2 protein-coding genes are annotated in these 657 nt (G+C 64.7%); one reads left to right on the forward strand and one right to left on the reverse strand.

What is annotated here, in order from left to right:
• Window positions 1-249 (reverse strand): cation transporter (locus tag B3T59_RS08010; RefSeq protein ID WP_287001951.1); only part of this gene is annotated, 249 nt, incomplete at its 3' end.
• A gap of 99 nt (window positions 250-348) precedes the next feature.
• Between B3T59_RS08010 and B3T59_RS08015 the strand changes: the two genes are divergently transcribed.
• Window positions 349-555, forward strand: a complete 207-nt coding sequence (locus tag B3T59_RS08015; RefSeq protein WP_287001952.1) for a hypothetical protein — start codon at window positions 349-351, stop codon at window positions 553-555.
• Window positions 556-657 lie beyond the last annotated feature (102 nt).

Raw genomic sequence — 657 nt, forward strand, 5'->3', positions numbered from 1 at the left:
CTCGGCCGTCGTCGATCCGTGGCGCGCGAGCAACAGAGCGACAAGACCCATCAACAGTGCGACGACGTCGGTCAGCATGTGCCCGGCGTCGGCGATCAAGGCCAGCGAGTTGACGGCGATTCCGACGCTGAGCTCGACGACGAAATACGTTCCGATCATCGCCACGGCGACGACCATCGGCCAGATCCGCCGATTCGACGTCGCGGCGCCGGCGCCGTGCGAGTGCGTGTGTGTATGCGAGTGACCCATGGTCTCGCCAATATATGCATGTTCTCGCATATATGACAAGGGTTAGGGTCGCCTAAACCTTCGCGTCAAGGCTGTTTCAGACAAAGGAGAGCACCGCTCTTGCTTTCCGGACCAGTGCGTTGGATGTCGCCGAAAGCACGACGCCGCCTTCGGCTGGTCCCGCGCATCGCGCTCGGCGTCTGTCTCATCGTCGTCGCCGCGGCCGGGGCGAGCGCACTGATCGGGGTCGACGGCGCGATCGGCTGCGTCGCGGTGTCGGTGCCGATCTTCGCTCTGGGGCAGCGCGCGATCGACGGCAAGGCCTGACGCTCAGCGCAGCGTCGCCTGCGCGGAGGAGCGTCGAAGACCACACACCATCAGCAGGTCGATCAGCAGCGAACGTATCTCTGCCAGCAGCGCGGTCTCACT

The sequence above is a fragment of the Gordonia sp. UBA7860 genome, from assembly GCF_002500165.1.
Classification (GTDB): domain Bacteria; phylum Actinomycetota; class Actinomycetes; order Mycobacteriales; family Mycobacteriaceae; genus Gordonia; species Gordonia sputi.